General features: G+C 42.7%; 13 protein-coding genes. All 13 read right to left on the bottom strand.

The annotated features are described in order from the left end of the window. Window positions 1-37: 37 nt before the first annotated feature. A complete protein-coding gene (aroF, locus tag GJB62_RS29710) occupies window positions 38-1,138 on the bottom strand; it encodes a 3-deoxy-7-phosphoheptulonate synthase (protein WP_114080643.1) in 1,101 nt (366 codons plus the stop codon). Window positions 1,139-1,336: 198 nt separating this feature from the next. Then, window positions 1,337-2,428 (bottom strand): anthranilate phosphoribosyltransferase, encoded by a 1,092-nt coding sequence (gene trpD, locus GJB62_RS29705; RefSeq protein WP_114080644.1) that lies wholly within the window; start codon window positions 2,426-2,428, stop codon window positions 1,337-1,339. A 123-nt stretch (window positions 2,429-2,551) separates the two neighbouring features. After that, window positions 2,552-3,781, bottom strand: coding sequence for a tryptophan synthase subunit beta (trpB, locus tag GJB62_RS29700; RefSeq protein WP_114080645.1), 1,230 nt, complete (start codon window positions 3,779-3,781; stop codon window positions 2,552-2,554). Window positions 3,782-3,936: 155 nt separating this feature from the next. Further along, window positions 3,937-4,764: a tryptophan synthase subunit alpha gene (gene trpA, locus GJB62_RS29695; RefSeq protein ID WP_114080646.1), complete on the bottom strand. Its 828-nt coding sequence runs from the start codon at window positions 4,762-4,764 to the stop codon at window positions 3,937-3,939. A 48-nt stretch (window positions 4,765-4,812) separates the two neighbouring features. Further along, window positions 4,813-5,097, bottom strand: a complete 285-nt coding sequence (locus tag GJB62_RS29690) for a hypothetical protein (protein WP_159402608.1) — start codon at window positions 5,095-5,097, stop codon at window positions 4,813-4,815. Between the two features lie 81 nt (window positions 5,098-5,178). Beyond that, complete coding sequence (gene trpC, locus GJB62_RS29685) at window positions 5,179-6,006, bottom strand: indole-3-glycerol phosphate synthase TrpC (protein ID WP_114080647.1); 828 nt, start codon at window positions 6,004-6,006, stop codon at window positions 5,179-5,181. A gap of 120 nt (window positions 6,007-6,126) precedes the next feature. After that, window positions 6,127-8,331, bottom strand: coding sequence for an anthranilate synthase (locus GJB62_RS29680; protein WP_114080648.1), 2,205 nt, complete (start codon window positions 8,329-8,331; stop codon window positions 6,127-6,129). Window positions 8,332-8,814: 483 nt separating this feature from the next. Beyond that, window positions 8,815-9,999, bottom strand: coding sequence for a 3-dehydroquinate synthase (locus tag GJB62_RS29675; protein ID WP_114080649.1), 1,185 nt, complete (start codon window positions 9,997-9,999; stop codon window positions 8,815-8,817). After that, window positions 9,996-10,640, bottom strand: a complete 645-nt coding sequence (locus tag GJB62_RS29670; protein ID WP_114080650.1) for a DsbA family oxidoreductase — start codon at window positions 10,638-10,640, stop codon at window positions 9,996-9,998. Before GJB62_RS29670 ends, GJB62_RS29675 begins: the two co-directional genes overlap by 4 nt. A 12-nt stretch (window positions 10,641-10,652) precedes the next feature. Continuing rightward, window positions 10,653-11,741, bottom strand: a complete 1,089-nt coding sequence (tyrA, locus tag GJB62_RS29665) for a bifunctional chorismate mutase/prephenate dehydrogenase (protein WP_114080651.1) — start codon at window positions 11,739-11,741, stop codon at window positions 10,653-10,655. Between the two features lie 18 nt (window positions 11,742-11,759). After that, window positions 11,760-13,049: a glycosyltransferase family 4 protein gene (locus GJB62_RS29660; RefSeq protein ID WP_114080652.1), complete on the bottom strand. Its 1,290-nt coding sequence runs from the start codon at window positions 13,047-13,049 to the stop codon at window positions 11,760-11,762. 253 nt (window positions 13,050-13,302) lie between these two features. After that, the gene (gene scyF, locus GJB62_RS29655; RefSeq protein ID WP_114080653.1) at window positions 13,303-14,499 is read right to left on the bottom strand and encodes a scytonemin biosynthesis PEP-CTERM protein ScyF; all 1,197 of its coding nucleotides are present in this window, start codon (window positions 14,497-14,499) and stop codon (window positions 13,303-13,305) included. A gap of 156 nt (window positions 14,500-14,655) precedes the next feature. Continuing rightward, entirely contained in the window at window positions 14,656-15,954 is a 1,299-nt protein-coding gene (locus GJB62_RS29650) for a ScyD/ScyE family protein (RefSeq protein WP_114080654.1), read from the bottom strand. Window positions 15,955-16,037 lie beyond the last annotated feature (83 nt).

Raw genomic sequence — 16,037 nt, 5'->3', positions numbered from 1 at the left:
AGCCATTCACAAAAAATCAGCTGAGATTACCCTCTGTCTACTTTGATAGTTTTGGTGCGAAGAGAATGCGGTTGTCATTAATGCTATCAAATGTAGGTGTAGACCAGCGATCGACTACTTTGCCAATAATTGACATTTCTCGAACTAAGCGGTCAAATTTATCAGGGGTGAGAGATTGCGGCCCGTCAGATAAAGCTTTTGCGGGATTGGGGTGAACTTCAATCATCAAGGCATCTGTACCAGCTGCGATCGCAGCCATTGCCATTGATGGCACATATTCTGACCTACCAGTACCATGACTAGGATCGATCATAATCGGTAAATGCGTTAGCGATCGCAACACCGGAAGCACCGATAAATCTAAAGTATTCCGGGCATATTTACCATCAAAGGTTCTGATTCCCCGCTCACAAAGAATTACATTTGGGTTTCCAGATGCCAAAATATATTCTGCTGCCATCAACCACTCGTCAATTGTGGCAGACATCCCGCGCTTTAGCAGCACTGGTTTATCTTGAGCGCCTACCTTTTTCAACAGCGAGAAGTTGTGCATATTCCTAGCTCCAATTTGGATTATGTCAGCTGTTCTCGCCACTGCTGATAAATCGGCAGCATCCATCAATTCTGTGACAATACCCAAACCAGTCGCTTCCCGCGCTGCTGCTAATAAATCTAAAGCGCTTTCACCATAACCTTGAAAGGCATAAGGTGAAGTGCGAGGTTTGTAAGCTCCGCCACGGAGAAATTGCGCTCCTGCTGCCTTGACGCGCTTTGCGGTTTCGACAATCATCGCTTCATTCTCAACGGAACAAGGCCCAGCTACCACCACGATTGGATGATGTTCGCCAAAATAGACATCACCGTTGGGTGTAGGTACAACAACCTCGCTGGCTTCTCCATGTCGGAATTCTCGGCTTACCCGCTTGAAAGGTTGTTGCACCCGTAATACTTGCTCAATCCAAGGGCTAAATTCCTGAACCTGTAATTTATCGATGCTAGTGGTATCGCCAATTAGCCCTAGTACAACTTTATGAGTGCCAATGCTTTTTTCTACGGTGACTTTCCAAGTTTCACTTAGTTCTTCACTGATACGGGTAATTTCCTCAGTAGGTGTACCGTTTTTAAGGATGATAATCATCTGTTTTTCCTTGTGTATAGTTTTGGGTGTACTACAGTCCCTTCGTAGGGAACAGTTAAAAAGGCGGTTAGAAACCGCGTCTACACAGATAAAACCCACCTCCGTGGGTTTCAAACCCTCAATTTTTCTTTATTTAGTCCACGGAGGTGGACTTTGTTTGTGTAGCCGCGAATTCCATTCGCCAGGGCTGTTTAGCAGTTAGCGCAAAAATTCAGCGAGTTGTTCTAGTTTTGTCCAAGCCGCGCCGCTTTGCAGGATTTCCTTCGCCAGGACAATACCTTTAACACAACCAACTAAAATATCCGTTTCCCCGTGAATGGCTTCACCTACTTGGAGTGCCAGGGCTGTGTTTAAAGCGACAACATCCTGCTGTGCTTGAGTGCCTTTACCTTGTAAAACTGCCTTCAAGATTTCGGCATTTTCTTCGACATCTCCACCCTGCAATGCCGCAGTGGGGGCAAAATTCAAACCAAGTTCTTGAGGGTTCAGCGTTAGAGAACGCACTTTTTTATCTTGGAGTACAGCTAAATCAGTGACATCTGCTAAACCAGCTTCATCTAAACGTTCACGTCCATGAACTGCGATCGCTTGTTGACATCCCAATTGCGATAAAGCTTGAACAATTTCCTCTAGTAAAAGCGGATCGTTCACGCCAATAATTTGCCCTGTCGGCCGCATGGGATTTACTAGCGGGCCGAGTAAGTTAAAAACAGTCCGCACCTTCAAAGTTTTTCGCAAAGTTGCGATCGCTTTGAGTGCAGGATGCCAACCTGGAGCAAACAAAAAGGTGATTCCAACTTCACCGACTGCGGCTTGCACTTTTTCTGGATTGGCGTTGAGATTTATCCCCAAAGCTTCCAGTACATCAGCCGAACCAGTCTTACTAGATGCCGAACGATTGCCATGTTTGGCAACTTTTACCCCGGCGGCGGCGGCGACAAAGGCGACAGCAGTGGAAATATTAAAAGTTGAAGCACCATCTCCACCAGTTCCGCAGGTGTCAATTAGGGGGGCTGGGTACTGGGTACTGGGTACTGGGGATTGGGATTGTAAGACACTGGCCATGCCTACTAATTCTTGGGCGGATACACCTTTGGCTTGAATTGCGGTTAAAATCGCTCCTGATAAAACATGAGGGATAGAATCTGTGAGCCAACCTTGCATTAAATCTGTAGCTTGGGAAACCGTCAACGATTGCCGATTTAGCAATTGTTGTAATAAAGCTGGCCAGTTGTAGAACTCAGAAGAGATAGCGATGTTTTCGGGTGGAGCTTGGGTTACAGTTATCATTGTGGTTATTTCTCATTTGACTAGTTCTGAATGAAGAATAAGTTTGTAGTCAGGACTTTAGTCCTGAATTTTTAAGCACTAAAGTGCTTACTACGAACTCATCTAAATCAATGACATGAACCACTAGGGAATCAGGACTTTGGCGACGGTTTGTACATCTTTGTCACCTCTACCGGAGCAATTGATGACGATGCGGGGATTGCCTTTTAACTGAGGACAAAGGGTTTCGAGATATGCGATCGCATGAGCCGTTTCCAAAGCTGGGATAATTCCCTCTAGTTGCGAAAGTCTTTGAAATGCTTCTAAGGCTTGTTTATCAGTGACACTGTAATATTCAGCGCGACCAAGATCCTTTAAATAACTATGTTCTGGCCCTACACCGGGATAGTCTAACCCGGCACTAATTGAATGGGCTTCGATGACTTGACCATCATCATCTTGCAGTAAATAGCTCATTGCACCATGTAATACACCTATTCTTCCCTTTGTCAAGGTAGCAGCGTGTTTTTCTGTATCTACACCTTCACCCGCCGCTTCGACTCCAATTAGACGCACCGAAGGTTCATGGACAAATTCATTGAATAAGCCGATCGCGTTGGAACCTCCACCCACGCAAGCCAGTAGAATATCTGGTAATCCTCCCCATTTATCCTGGGATTGAGCGCGAGTTTCTACACCAATTACCGCGTGGAAGTCACGGACAATCATCGGGTAAGGATGAGGCCCGGCAACAGAACCGAGGATGTAATGGGTTGTTTCTACATTTGTCACCCAATCCCGAATTGCTTCCGAAGTTGCATCCTTGAGAGTTCCCGTACCCGCTTCTACTGGACGAACTTCTGCCCCCATTAATTTCATGCGGAACACATTTAGCGATTGGCGTTCCATATCATGGATGCCCATGTAAATCACGCATTTCAAACCAAACCTAGCACATACAGTTGCAGTGGCTACACCGTGTTGTCCTGCACCTGTCTCGGCAATAATCCGTTGCTTACCCATGCGTTTAGCTAGCAACACTTGAGCTAAAGCATTATTAATTTTGTGAGCGCCTGTATGATTTAAATCCTCACGTTTTAAATAGATTTGCGGCCCCGTGCCATCTGGTCTAGCGTAGTTTGTTGTCAGGCGTTCAGCAAAATATAATGGGCTGGGTCGTCCGACATAATCGCGCAGTAGGTTTTGCAGTTCTGCTTGGAAACTCGGCTCGTTGCGATATTTTTGAAATGCTGCTTCTAACTCACTTAATGCAGGCATTAAGGTTTCGGGGACGTACTTACCGCCAAATCTTCCAAATCTGCCCAAAGAATCTGGTTGGATAGTTGCAGTCTTGATGTCTTGTATGCTTACCACTGTTTAAAATCCTTTTACGTTCAAGTATTTTTTACTTTCGTTCTATTCAAGGTGACTCTTCAAATCTCTGCGTTCTCTGTGTCTCTGCGGTTCGTTATTTTTTATCGAACCACAGAGGCGCAGAGGGCACAGAGAGAAGAAAGAGAGAGAGTTTTTTACTTTGCAGAAACAACTTGTTGCAGGGATACTGGGGTAATTGCTGTTTTAAGTTCTTGACAAAGCTTTTCTACAGCTTGTAATCTTTCTGTTGGGCTACCTTCAGCTAGACGTTTGACGAAGGCACTACCAACAATCACCGCATCTGCTCCCCATTCCATTACTTGATGCGCTTGTTCTGGCCCGGAAATACCAAAACCAACGCCGATGGGTTTATCGGTGACGCTTCGCAAGTCGGTAATTAAATCTTTTACGCGGTCTTGGATTTGAGCGCGGATACCTGTAACGCCTGTGACGCTTACCAGGTAAATAAAACCTTGAGATTGACGAGCGATCGCTAAAATCCTATCTTTAGAACTGGTAGGAGCTACAAGTAAAATTACCTCAATCCCAAAAGATGCAGCAGTTTGGATTAATTCTTCTGCTTCTTCTAAGGGTAAGTCTGGCACTACCAAGCCTTTCACGCCAGCAGTGGCAATTTGCGCCAAAAATGTCTTAATACCCCGGTGCAAAATGGGATTGTAATAAGTAAATAGAATTATCGGCGCTTTCAAGGTAGGAGTTAAACCTTCCAACATTTCTAATACTTGCTCTAATTTCGTGCCTTTTTGCAAAGCGCGAGTCGCGGCTGCTTGAATTACAGGCCCATCTGCGAGAGGATCGGAGTAGGGAATGCCTAACTCGATGAAGTCAGCGCCGTTGCGATCTAAGATACGTAAAGCTTGAGCAGTGATTTCTAAGTTAGGATCGCCTGCTGTGATAAAGGGGATTAAAGCACACTGTTGGCGATCGCGTAAAGTTTGAAAGGAATCAGAGATAGAAGTCATTTTGAAAAATAGTTAATGATTAGTTAATAGTTTTGGAAGAATCAACATTTAGGAATTAGCGATACCCACGCTATATTTGTTGTTGTCGAGTCTTTTAGCTCCGTTAACGAGTCTTTTATCTCCGTCAGCGAGTCTTTTAGCTCCGTTAACGAGTCTTTTATCTCCGTTAATGAGTCTTTTAACTCCGTTAATGAGGCTTTTATCTCCGTTAACGAGTCTTTTATCTCCGTCAGCGAGTCTTTTATCTCCGTCGTCGAGTATTAGAGCTTCATTTTTTGAAGTAGTAATATAGCGCTTCTCGCTTGGATGCAATACATTTTGACCTCTCTCCAAACCTCTCTCCTAAAAGGAGAGAGGCTTTGAATCTTACTCCCCTTCCCTTGCAGGGAAGGGGCTGGGGGTTAGGTCTGTATTCTAGAAAAGGCTTAAAAGACTCAGCACAGCTTGTTCTACATTGCTTTGTTTAACTAAAGATTCTCCAACCAAAACCGCACGCACACCAGCTTCAGCAACAAGAGATAAATCAGCAGGTGTATACAGTCCAGATTCACTGACAACAGTGATATCCAAACTTTGCAAATATTGCTGACGCTGTGCTAAAAGTTGCTGGGTTATTCCTAAATCAACCGTAAAATCTTCTAGATTGCGATTGTTGATTCCTACTAAATGTAAGTCTTCAAGCTTAAGCACTCTATCCAGTTCAGCCAAAGTATGGACTTCTACCAGTGCATTCATGCCCAAATCATGAATCACTTGCAGAAAGTTTTGCAGTTCTTGGTCTGATAAAATAGCGGCAATTAACAAAACTGCATCTGCGCCTGCTGTCCGTGCTAGATAGATTTGATAGGGGTTAATTATAAATTCTTTGCACAGTAGGGGTAATGCAACTTTTTGACGCACACGCCGCAGATTGTCAAAACTGCCCTGAAAAAACTTATGATCGGTGAGGACTGATAGACAAGCTGCACCACCTCGTTCATAAGCTTGAGCGATCGCAACTGGATCAAAATCAGCCCGAATAATCCCACGGCTGGGTGATGCCTTTTTTACCTCGGCAATTAAGCTAGGTTGGTTGGGATTTTCTTGTAAAGCAGCTAAGAAATTTCGGACACTTGGAGCCGTAATTAACTGCTGTTGCAAAGAAGCTAAAGGAAATTCTTGCTGCATCTGTGCAACTTCTTGCCTTTTATGCAACACAATCTCTTCAAGAATATGGCGGGAAGCGGTAACTTGGTTAGTCATAATCTGTTAGCAGGGAGCAGGGAGCAGGGAGCAGGGAGCAGGGAGCAGGGAGCAGGGAGTAGGAAGCAGGGAGAATGACAAATGACAAATGACAAATGACAAATGACCAATGACCAATGACTAATGACCAATGACTAATGACTCTTCGATATGTGTATATGCACGCACCACATTTTTAATGATTTCCAGACCGACTTCTCCCGCTAAAGTCATGATTGATTCTGGATGAAACTGAACGGCGGCGATGGGAAGTGTCTGATGTTCAATACCCATAATTACGTTGTCATCAGAAATCGCTGTCACCTTCAGTTCTTGGGGTAAATGTTGCGGGAGAGCAAACAATGAGTGATATCTACCCACGGTAAAGGATTCTGGTAAATTCTTGAAGGTAACGGAATCGGAATCAGTAACGAAAATCCGTGAAGATTTCCCATGTTGAGGATAGTTGAGAACTCCCAATTGTCCATCAAAAGCTTCAACGATGCCTTGCAGCCCTAAACAAACTCCAAAAATCGGAATTTTGCGATGAAGAAGCGCCCCGACAGTCTGGGGAACCCGAAAATCACTTGGTCTACCAGGGCCAGGAGATAAAACAACTAAGTCAGGGCGTTCTGTATCGAATAGCGATTCTGAGAAACCATGACGTAATGTGGTGACACTTGCACCGGTTTGGCGAATGTAATTAGCTAGGGTATGAACAAAGGAGTCTTCATAATCTATTAGTAAGATGCGTTTGCCAGTTGCCGCACAAGGTAGAATTTTAGCTGATTTTTTAGAACTGGATTCATCAATTTTGTGACTGCTTTGCTTAACACGGCGAATCGTTTCAAATAAAGCAGCAGCTTTAGTAATTGTTTCTTGTTCTTCTGCTTGGGGTATAGAGTCATAAAGGACAGTCGCCCCAACTCGCACTTCGGCGATGCAGTCTTTTAATCGAATTGTCCGCAGAATTAAGCCAGTATTTAAATTCCCATTGAAATTTAAATAACCGACTGCTCCACCATACCAACGTCGGGCGCTACGTTCATTCTGTTCAATAAAATCTATTGCGGCTTTTTTGGGTGCGCCAGTGACTGTAACCGCCCAAGTGTGGGAAAGAAAGGCATCTAAAGCATCAAATTGCGATCGCAATATACCCTCAACATGATCTACTGTATGAATTAAATGGCTGTATAATTCAATTTGGCGACGACCAATGACTTGAACTGAACCAGGTTCGCAGATTCGGGATTTGTCATTGCGATCGACATCAGTACACATGGTCAACTCAGCCTCATCTTTGTGCGAGTTGAGTAAATGACGAATTTGCACTGCATCGTCAAGAGCATCTAGTCCCCGGCTAATAGTGCCACTAATAGGACAAGTTTCTACCCGCTTCCCTTCAACTCGCACAAACATTTCTGGAGATGCACCAATCAGATATTCTCCACCTAAGTTAAAAATAAACCCATAAGGACTAGGATTTATATCCTTTAAAGTTTCAAATAGTTTGCTGGGTTCATCTTCATAACCTTCAAAAAAGTTTTGGCTAGGAACAACTTCAAATAAATTGCCTCGGCGAAAATAATCGAGTGCAGACTCAACTTTTTTCGCATACTCGCCTATTTTATGGTCAGCAGTTTGATTAGGGGTAAGATGTTTTCCGCGATAATCAACAGACTCACTTGTTCGAGGAAGGTTCATCGTGTTGCCGTGCGCTGTTTGGAAATCATATTGCAGACGAAATGCGCGTTGCTGATAGTAATCAACCACTATCAATTCATCAGGGAGATAAAGTACCAAATCGCGTTGGTCTGTAGGACGTTCTAGACGTTGGGTAATTGGTTCAAACTGAAAAACTAAGTCATAACCAAAAGCCCCATACAATCCTAAATGCTCATCTTCTTGGCTAGAGAAAGTGTGTAAAATTTCCCGAACAACGGTAAATGCTGAAGGTTGCTTACTGCGCTCTTCTTCAGTGAATAATTTTTTGGTAGCTTTAACAAAGCCGACAATATTATTATTGTCTAGGGTAACTTTCTCCAGTTGGAGTGAGTTGGATAAACACTCTAATAGCAATGGTAGAAGTACCTGACCGCGTTCATTCAACGCTATCAAATTAAAAACATTTTCCTGTGTAGTTAATTCTAATGGTGGATTGACAAATCCGATTGCCCATCTTTTATATCTGCCTGGATATTCATAGCTGCTTCTTAGCAAACCGCCACGCTGAGAATTTAAATGAAACAGAACATCTTCGAGAGCAGTGTCCATCTTCACTTCGGTGATGGAGCGAGAAACAATTACGCCGCCAAGGGTTTTGTAGGAACGGGAATTAAAAATCATGGGTAATTTCTTTGCAAGAGTGATTAGTCAAAAGCTATTAATGATTATTAGTAGTTATTTATAGGCAGATAAAGAATTTAGATGATTCCATTTCAATCTAAATCAAGCTATTTCAATCTGCAAATTATTGGTGGAAAATGTAATTAAAAACTTTTTGCTTCTTATTTAAGACTACTAGATATCAAGCAGATGATACATTGAATAATTTTTCGATTGGGTGTCAATTTATTCGCTTTTTATACTAATCCTTTCTTGTTATTTCCGATCATTTAACTTGAGCTTATCCGCCTCTCTCAAAAGTAAGATATTCTCTGGAAATTTAGGATTAAATCTATGCTTTTAAAATTCAATCTAGTCCTTCAATGTAACTTATAAAATCTCTTATTATTTCTCAGCGTTCTCTGTGCCTCTGCGGTTTAAAAATTTATTGAACCACAGAGGCACAGAGGGCACAGAGTAAAGAGAAATATTAGTCCTACAATCCTAAAATTCCCGCAATAGTGATATTGCTTGCCTATACAACAACAAATTTACATCATGAACTTCAATTGCTTTGCCAATACTTTTTAGTAACGTTAAAGTCAATTCTCCACCCAAGTGTTCGCGGAACTCAGTTAAACCTCGAAACAAACAATCAGGATGTTCTTGTTGTGATAATTTCTGGGCCAGTTCTGGCACATACAACGTGAAACCTAACGCTGATAAAGTATCTAATATCCGTTGCCATTCTGAACAATCAAGCAATCCTGCTAAATAAGAATAAGTGCTATCCAAAGCAATACCGATCGCAACAGCTTCGCCATGACGCAAGCGATAATTTGTCAAATGCTCCAGTTTATGAGCCGCCCAATGTCCAAAATCTAGGGGACGAGAGGAACCCATTTCAAAAGGATCGCCGCTATTGGCAATATGTTCAAGGTGCAACTGGGCGCAACGATAGATAACCTGTTGCATAGCATCCATATCTCGCCGCCCCAGGGCCTTGCTGTGAGAGTGGATAAAATCAAAAAACTTAGCATCCTTAATTAGCGCCACTTTCACGGCTTCTGCAATCCCGGAACGCCAATCGCGATCGTCTAGGGTTGTCAAGAACGCAGAGTCATTTATAACTGCATAAGGTGGTGCAAATGTGCCGAGAAAGTTCTTTTTACCAAATGCGTTGATGCCGTTTTTTACCCCAACCCCGGAATCATTTTGTGCTAACACCGTTGTCGGAACCCGAATCAGGCGAATTCCCCGATGAGCAGTTGCAGCAGCGTATCCTACCAAATCCAATATCGCCCCGCCCCCGATCGCTAACACATAAGAATGACGACATAATCCGGCTGTTTCAATGAGTTGCTGGATTTGCTCTACTAGAGTGCGATCGTTTTTGGCAGCTTCTCCTCCCGAAATTATCATCGGTTCGGCTGCGATCGCTAGTACCTCTCCATAAAACTTGGTATACGCAACTAATTGCTTCACCAATTCCGGTTGATACTTTAATATTCCTGCGTCTACCACCGCAACTATTTTCTTCGGCTTTGTCTCCTCATCTGCCGAAATTACTTGCGCTAGCGTCGGGTTTTTCAACTCAAATAAATTTTGGGTGAAGTAAATCTCATAGTTAAAAGTAACCGAAACACGTTGATGAATTAATCTATTTTTTTGCTTGATGTCAACTATCATATTTTTGCAGGTATATCTAAAAGTGCAGTACTATTCAAAGCTTCAAGGAAAACCTCAACCGAGTGAGAACCATTTACCTTGACTTGATTATTCATGATGAAAAACGGCACGCTGTTGATGCCATTTAAGCGAGCAAATGCCGATTCAGCAACAACTGTATCAACGACATCGCGATCGTTTAATTGCAACTTTAATTCGGTAGCATCCATCTGGTATGCTGTACCGATGGCAACAATAACGTTAATATCTCCAATATTCAAACCCTCTTCAAAGTAAGCTCTATAAATAGCTTCAACGACATCATTTTTTATGTTTGTCGGTGCTAATGCAATCAGTTGGTGAGCAAGCTTAGTATTGACAGCCAAACGGATTTTTTCAAAATCTAGCTTAACCCCAGCCGCCTCCCCTGCGCGTTGCGTATAATCAAACATCTGTTGCATTTCTGGCGCTTTAATGCCTTTTCTATTTTGCATAAAGCTACTAAATTCGTACCCCTCAGCAGGAACAGTATCATCCAGAAGAAAGGGATGCCATCGGATATTTACTTCTTGTTCTTGCCATTGTGCCAGTGCATCAAATAGATGTTTTTTCCCAATTCTGCACCAAGGGCAAACGGTATCATGAAAGATATCTATCAGCATAGTTTTTGTCACTCAAATGCTAATATTTGTGTGCATCTGGGGTTTAAAATCTCGTTGCAGAGCCGTTGTATTTAAAGGCTGGAGAAAACTATTAATTTTCTCTTCAAAAAAACTTTGAGTATTTTCAAACTCTTTAATTAATGCCTCTCTATCCTTCCTAGCCACCAGTCTAGCCAATCGGCTGTAAGTTTTAGCTAAAAAGCTAATAGCATTACACCTTTCTTCAGTCGCTAGCATAATATCAACGCATAAATTAGGATTTTGCGAAAATAAACGTTTTACAATATCAATCTCTTGACGATAGTTAGGAGTTGACATTGTTAAACTCTGCTCTATCTCTACTCTTGATTGTGCTAAGAAAACACCAAGACTAAATCTACAGAAATGCTGCGTGGCTTGAATAATCACCATCATTTGATCGTGTTCTTCAGGTGTGCAAACAATTAATTCACCACCTTTAGCTTTCAGGAAATCTAATAGCCATTGAAATGAATCATCATTTCGACCTGGGCACACTACTACTTTTTGCCCCAAAAACGATTTGATATTTGGCCCAAACATTGGATGTAAACCCATAACGGGGCCGCAATGGTGTTCAATCATTGCTTGAGTAGGCTGTATTTTAATACTTGTGATGTCACACAAAGCTGTAGTTGGAGCAAGATATTTTGCTGCTCGCTTGATAACATCAACCGTATGTTCAATAGGAACACTTACTAATACTAAGTCTGCCTGACTTAACAGTTTATCTGCGTATTCCCAATTATCATGTTCAAGAACACTAACATTGTGACCTACTACTGAAAGTTGCTCTTGAAATAATCTTCCCATCCTGCCGCGTCCACCGATGATGGTAACTTGTCGGGGAATGACATGATTTGTGGCAGATTTAGGGGTAAGACTGGCATGACAACTCTTTACTACATCCGCCCAAACAGACTCAGGAATACCAGCTTGAGCGAGTAGGGGAGCGACATCAGCCAGTTGTTCATCTAAAGAAGGCTGTTCTGATGCTAATAATGATATGCGATCGCTAAGTAAGGCGATCAAGCTCTGGTCAGTTTTTTTAAGCTGATCTGAATAAGAGGATTTCAGAGGCATTTTTCGCGTCCCCAATTTTCAAATATCAACAAGTGATTCTTTAGAACTTATTTCTGGTAAAATATCCAAGTTTGTTGCTTTTTTAGCGATCGCATCAGCAAATAACTCTTCATATCGGTCTAGCGCTTGCTCAAATGAATAGTTCTCTACCGCAAACTTTCTTCCCTTACGCCCTAATTGCGCTGCTAATTCTGGCTGATGATATAAATCTAGCACCGCCGCAGCCAAAGCATCTGCTGACTCAGGCTCAACAATAACTCCACCACCACTTTGTCTGATGGCTTTGGCAGCAGTCCCAAGGGCGGGAACCGAACCCACAATTGGGCGGCCACTGGCTAACAACAGCGGTATTTTAGAAGGCATATTGAAAGAAATCACATTGCACTTTTGTACAATCAACCCCACATCTGCGGCTGCTAACATTTGTGGTAGTTTTTCTCGCACTTCCAATGGTAAAAGTAAAACATTATCTGCACCACAAGCAAGACAATGTTTTTGCAATCTTTCAAGGGCTTGAGATTCGCCTGCTACAACAAAGATAATTTCTTTTAGATGACGTAAACGGGCTGCTGCTTCTATTACTGTTTCCAAACCTTGCGTGAGAGCAATATTACCTGAATAAAGCACTACAAATTTACCATCGAGTTGATGGGTAGCTCTCCAAGAGTTATTTTCCTTTGGTAAAGGGCGGATAAAATTTAGATTTACCCAATTGGGAATGCAGGTAACTTTATTAGCAGGTACACTTTTATTTTTTAAATTATCTACAAAGCCATCGGCTATCACGCTAATGGTATGTGCAGTTCGGTAAGCAAATTTTTCTAAAGCTTCCAGAGCTTTAATCATCAACTTATTCTTAATTAGACCAACACGCACACCAGCTTCTGGAAGGATATCTTGCACATTCAGTACTACCGGGCAGTTGTATAGCCAACCTATCAAAGTTGCAGGTAAACAAACTAGTAGCGGTGGTACTGTTAAGAGAATTACATCAGGTCGCTCGCCCTTGAGGGCTTGTGGCAAACTTGTAAAAACAAAGCTCAACTCTAGCAGTAGTCGGTCTACGAGGTTGGGTTTAGATTTAATCCGCAGGTAACTACGCTGAATTTTGACACCATTTTTCTGTTCAGTAACATATAACTTACCTCGATAACCGTCGTAAATCTGGCGCTGAGGATAGTTAGGCATACCTGTAATTACCCGCACTTGATGCCCTCGCTTCACCAGCCCTTCTGCTAGTTCAGTCATCAAAGGTGCAATACCAATTGGTTCTGGATGATAGTTATATGAATAAATCAGAATTTGCATAAACTATTAATTTCTTGGAAGCACCTTGATAATGTTGGCTTTGTTGTGTTTGTTTTTTCCTTGTTGATAAGGTGAGTGCTGCCCACCTAGTGCTGTCAAAGTTAGTTTGGATTAGACTGTAAATTTCTATTCATTAACTAGTACTTTATCAAGCGATCTTTGTAGTAAGTACTTTAGTCCTTAGATAATAAAGACTAAAGTTATTGCTACGAACTAGCTTACGCATCAATGCTATTCAAGCAAGTATCGAAACTCAGTATTGTTTTTGCAGTTCTTTATGTAAACTGAAGACTGGCTTTTGTTGTCCACGTTTCCGCAATGTGACGGTAGCAGCCCCAAGTCCAAGCAATGCTAAACCTAATGCTGAACCAGGTTCAGGTACTTGCTTTCTGTCTTCTACGTTTAGCACTTGGACACGACCTTGGAAGAAATCGCCCACATAAAGCTTGCCATCTTTGTAGCTTGTGCCACCCGTCCAGTTAAATCTGCCGGGAGTGAGGTCGAGGGGGTTGCCAAAAGGAGGGCCAGTTAATGCTGGAGGCGGTACTGGATTACCTGATGCATCGCGGGCATTTTCACCGAAGGAAGTCAAGAAGTTACCGTTTTTATCAAACACCTGTACGCGGCTATTGATAGAATCAGCTACATAAACATTCTCTTGGTCGTCTACTTCGATGCCAATTGGCTGAAGAAGCTGTCCAGGGCCGCTACCTGCTGAACCAAATGCCAACAGAGGATTACCATTTGGATCGAGTACTTGAACGCGGTTGTTATACTGGTCAGCTACAAAGATATTTCCACTAACTGGGGAAATTCTTAAACCTGCTACACCTTGGAATTGCCCAGGTGCAGTGCCCAGAGTACCACCAATGACACCAATTTGTTGTCCGTCTGATGTGAATTTAAGGATTCTTTCGCCATTAAAATCACCGATGTACACGTTGCCAGTTTTGTCAAATGTCACACCAGATGGCCCAAAGAAAAGCCTACCCTCTACGAGAGGGGTAAATTCTCCATTTGCAAAGGATCTAATAAAGTTACCCTGAGAATCGAATTGATTGATGCGGTTGTTGTAAACATCACCTGCATACAAATCCCCTGTTACGGGATTAAAGTCTACAGTTGTTGGCTCGTCAAACTGCCCGGGCCCTGTGCCGCCGGAGCCAATTGCTCCAATATACTGACCGCTTGGACTAAATTTCTCAATTTTGTTACCGAGGTTGTAGTTAGGAGTACCATCCGGGTTAACACCGCGTCCGTTAGCTATGAGGGTATTCCCTTGGCTATCCACCGCTATCCCTTGAGGGACAAAGAGTTCTCCAGAGCCAAAGCCGGGGCTACCAATACTTCTGTCGTAAGTTAATGTTACAGCCTTGGCTTGGGCTACTGTTGCCAACACTATGAATCCGGTACCGAGAATGCCGATTGACAAATTTTTGACTAATCCCATCAGTTTTAAGCCTTGGTTCTATGAGGTATACTCGTTCCTAGACTAATTTCGTTCCCAGTCCCGGTTTGGGAAATCTAAAATTTGGGCTGCTGCCTCTTGTTTGAAATGCAACTTTCTCTGTGAGGCGGCAGCCTATTCTGTAAGCTTTACCAAGAATTAGACAGTCTCTGCTTTCACTAATTCTTTGCTGCGTTTGCGCTTCAGCATTGAAGTTGCACCTAAAGCACCAGCTACTATCAGACCCATTGCAGAGGTAGGTTCGGGGACTTTGGTTACTCTCGGATCAATCTTGATAACTTGTCCTGTGCCTGCAAGTCTGGCTCGGTTTGCAATATACAAATTACCATCAGGGCCATAAGTGATACCAGAAGCGGCTTCTAGTCCATCACCACTCCAGATTGTTTCACGAGTTCCATCGGTGGCTATTTTGATCAAAGAACCACTAATATCACCAGTGATAATACCGCCCTGTTGAATTTCTTTCCATTCGGAACTATTGATGTGTTGCAAGGCGTACAAATTGCCGTCAGGGTCATAAGCTACGCCAGTCAGCTGTGTAAAGCCATCGGCGATAACATTTGATTGCAAGGTGTTGGGGTCAACGCTAAAGATCCGCGCTTCACCTTCTGGATAAGGAAAATAAGTGTATTCACTAACTGTTAAACTGCCATCTGGAGCGATCGCAATTCCAGTCGGTACTGATTGCTGGGTTATTGGAAGCGCAGATGGATCTACACTCGGCCCAAGATCAGGAAATTCAAGTTTATTTCTATCTATTAGTTTCTGAGGAACTGCGGCTACATTATTAATACCACTGCCATCGAGTCCTACAGAATATATTGTGTTTCCACCGCCATCAACCATGTAAGCAGTGTCACCTTTAATTGCAAAGGCATAAGGGTTGGAAATTAAATCAGTGCCATCAGGATTAAATGCAGTTTCATAAGCTGCAAAATCGGCAAGGGTTGTCAACCCACCAGTACTTAAGTCTACTTTGTATAATTTACCAAGGTCAGGCGATTTTAAAACGGTATCACGATTGGTTGGATCGCCTGCAAGACCTGTTAAAAGATAAGCGTTACCGAGAGAATCAAATTTGATATCCGCAGGCCCGGCTGCTTGTTCTCCAGAAGGCGATAATGCTAAAGAAGTTAGATTTGAAATAATACTTGTTTTTGTACCATCCTGAGCAATTTTGAGCAGGGAGCCATTCTGACCAGCACATAAGGGAATAAACCCGGCGCTAGGTGATGGAATACATCTTCCATCTTTTCCGTCACCGCCAGAACCACTTTCTGTAACATAAAGATTGCCACTACGATCAAAACCGATTCCACGGGGATTACTAAGACCATCGGCAACTACTGTTAAGCTTGCAGCTTCGGCTGATTTTGGTGCAGAAACGGCAGCAATGCAAACAGTTAAAAGTGTAAGAGTAAGTGATTTGAGTTTCATACCTTTGGAGATTGAGAGTTAAGTAAGTGGAAACTTTATGGGTTTAAAGACAACGAATCCCAGTCTTTGAGGAACGCGCAATT

The organism is Nostoc sp. ATCC 53789 (genome assembly GCF_009873495.1).
GTDB classification, from domain to species: Bacteria; Cyanobacteriota; Cyanobacteriia; order Cyanobacteriales; family Nostocaceae; genus Nostoc; species Nostoc muscorum_A.
The sequence above is the reverse complement of the archived record's forward strand: the minus strand, read 5'-3'. Positions and strand labels throughout refer to the sequence as shown.